The organism is uncultured Traorella sp. (genome assembly GCF_944327115.1).
Lineage (GTDB): Bacteria > Bacillota_I > Bacilli_A > Erysipelotrichales > Erysipelotrichaceae > Traorella.
Window position 1 is genome coordinate 1 of the sequence record NZ_CALVGS010000056.1, and the last position, 3,030, is coordinate 3,030.

The window sequence follows — 3,030 nt, forward strand, 5'->3', positions numbered from 1 at the left end:
TGTATCGAAATCAAGTAATTGAGGATCAGAAGACATTTATTAAAGAAATATATGATCGTGAGAGTGAAGGGATCACAGGTATCGGTGATGGTATTGCGATTCCTCATGGCCGTTCAAAAACGGTGAAGAAAACAGTCATAGCAGTTGGCAGGGCTGATGAAGGAATCAGTGATTGGGAAACATTTGATAATATACCTGTTAAATGCATCATCATGTTTGCCATTCGTGATGTAGATATGTCCCAGCATATCATGCTGCTCTCACATGTGGCAGAATTATTGCTTGATGAAGATGTGATTCAGGTCTTGCATACTGCTAAGACCTCAAAAGAAATAGTCAATGTTTTAAGAAAGGATCATTAATATGAATATTGTTGGAATTACGGCTTGCCCTACGGGGATCGCCCACACATATATTACAAAAAAGAAACTGATTCAGGCCGCTGAATCAAGGGGACATCACTGTCGAGTAGAAACACAGGGTACCATTGGTGTTGAAGATGAACTGACACCTCAGGAAATTGCCGATGCAGATGTGGTTATTTTGGCGGTTGATGTAAAGATTCATGGTGAAGAAAGATTTAAAGGGAAACCGGTCATTCGTATCACAACAGAAACGGTGATGCAGAATGCGGTAGGCTTGATTCAAAAGGTAGAGAGCCTTATTAAAAAATAGGAGGTAAAATATGAAACAACAGTTAACGATGGTTAAAAAGCATGTCATGACAGGTATTTCGTTCATGATTCCACTAGTTGTAGGTGCCGGACTATGTATGGCAATCAGTATCATTATCGGAGGTCCGAATGTTTCTACAGCAGAAGGAACTTTTGCTTATACGGTCAATCGTATTGGAAGCTTGGGTATGACATTGGTCGTTCCGGTGATTACGGCAGCTATTGCTTATTCGATTGCTGATCGTCCGGGTGTTGCACCAGGATTGATCATCGGTCTTATTTGTACTGAAATCAAAGCTGGTTTTATTGGTGGAATCGTAGGAGCATTCCTTGTAGGATATTTTGTAAATTGGCTGAAAAAAATATTCCGTAATGTTCCTGAGTCTATTAAAGGACTGGTACCGATCTTGCTTATTCCACTGATAGCTACGTTTGTTTGTGGATTATTGATGTTCTATGTAGTAGGTCAGCCAATCGTTGCATTTATGGATGCACTAACGAATTTCTTGATGAGCATGCAGAGCGGATCTAAATTCGTCTTTGGATTCTTAGTGTCAGGACTTGCAGGAACTGATTTTGGTGGTCCGATCAATAAGTCTGTTTCATTATTTGCCAATGGACTCATGGTAGATGGTATCCTTGAGCCGGAAGCATGTAAGCTGTTAGGATGCATGATTCCACCGATGGGAATTATCGTTGCTTATATTTTAGCGAGAAAGAAATTTACAAAAGCTGAAAAAGAAGCTGTAAAAGCTTGTCTGCCAATGGGTATCTGTATGATTACCGAATGCGTGATTCCTTTGGCAATGAATGATTTATGGAGAGTAGTACTTTCTTCAGTTGTTGGTTGTGGCATTGCAGGAGGCTTGTCCATGCTGATGGGTGTTGGCGCTTCAGTGCCTCATGGCGGATGGTTTGTCATCCCTACGTTCCAGAATCCGGTAGGATATGTTATCTGTATGGTTGTTGGTTCCTTGATCATGGGAGTTCTGCTTGCCGTGTTAAAACGTCCGCTAAAAGAAGATGAAGATAGTTTGGATGGTTTAGGAACAAGCAGTGGAAAAGCTGCCGTTAACTTAGATGATATAAAAATTGAAGAGATAGGTTAATATATGCTGTTGAATTTAAAAGAAATCTTAAGTGTTGCTGAAAAACATGATTTTACAATTGGTGCTTATAATATAACAGAGAGCAGTATGTTTGAAGCAGTAGTCAAAACGGCGGAAGAGTATTCGGCACCTGCTATTATTGCTGCTGCTGTAAATGAATTTGATTTTGCAGGTGAAGACTTCTATGCATATGTACAAAAAAGACTGATGAAAAGCAAGGTTCCCTTTGTTTTGCATTTAGATCATGCCAAGAGTTATGAAGATTGTGTCAGAGCCATTCAAGCGGGATTTACAAGTGTCATGATAGATGGATCATTGCTTGATTATGAAGAAAATATCAGCCTGACTAAAAAAGTAGTAGAAATGGCACATGCAGTGAATGTATCTGTAGAAGCAGAAATAGGTACGATTGGTGCTAATTCAAATTCAGAGGAAGAGGGTGTTGAAGGTATTACTTATACTGATCCAAATGATGTGGTTGACTTTATAAGTCGGACACAGATCGATGCTTTGGCTATTGCGATAGGAACAGCACATGGACAGTATCCAAAGGGTTATACTCCACATTTAAATTTAGATCTTTTGAAAGAGATACGTTCTTTAACAAAAACGCCTTTGGTTTTACATGGAGGAAGTAATAACCCTGACAGTGAGATTGAGGAAGGATGCCGTCTAGGATTAAGAAAGGTTAATATCTCCAGTGATTTCAAAGTAGCTTATTATCGTAAATTAGAGAGCTATTTAAATGAAACACATGATTTCTATCCAGCTAAGATCTTACCACACGGAATGGAAGAAGTAAGAAGAGTCGTATCGCATAAAATGGATTTATTTCATTGTAAAGGCAAGGCAGATCTTTATTAGACCAGAATATAATAGAAAGATGATAGATATGAAAATGTCAAATCTATCATCTTTTTTTCACCTATAATGATATTGTTTATAAAGCAACGATATGTTAATTTTCCAATACTTAAAAGTTTAAATGCATATTAGATAAGAGATGATTACTAAAAAATGTGCAAATGCACAAAAAAAGGGAATGAAATTGAATTCATAAAGCATTCTGTGATACAATGTAATTACTAAAAAGTGTGCAAATGCACAAAAAAAGGGAGTTTATCATGGAAATTAAAAGAGATATTTATCTTCAACAATTGATTGATCGAAAAGATAATGGGATGATAAAAGTAATTACAGGAATTCGCAGATGTGGAAAATCCTACTTGCTTTTTACTATCTTTAAG

The 3,030-nt window shown here is 37.5% G+C and carries 4 protein-coding genes; all 4 read left to right on the forward strand.

The annotated features are described in order from the left end of the window. Positions 1-362 (forward strand): PTS sugar transporter subunit IIA (locus tag Q0K35_RS05750; RefSeq protein WP_294561717.1); only part of this gene is annotated, 362 nt, incomplete at its 5' end. A 1-nt stretch (position 363) separates the two neighbouring features. After that, positions 364-675: a PTS fructose transporter subunit IIB gene (locus Q0K35_RS05755; protein ID WP_294561718.1), complete on the forward strand. Its 312-nt coding sequence runs from the start codon at positions 364-366 to the stop codon at positions 673-675. A 10-nt stretch (positions 676-685) separates the two neighbouring features. Then, on the forward strand, positions 686-1,783 hold the full coding sequence (locus Q0K35_RS05760; protein WP_294561719.1) for a PTS fructose transporter subunit IIC: 1,098 nt from the start codon (positions 686-688) through the stop codon (positions 1,781-1,783). A 3-nt stretch (positions 1,784-1,786) separates the two neighbouring features. After that, positions 1,787-2,647 (forward strand): ketose-bisphosphate aldolase, encoded by an 861-nt coding sequence (locus tag Q0K35_RS05765; protein WP_294561720.1) that lies wholly within the window; start codon positions 1,787-1,789, stop codon positions 2,645-2,647. The last annotated feature ends 383 nt before the right edge of the window (positions 2,648-3,030 follow it).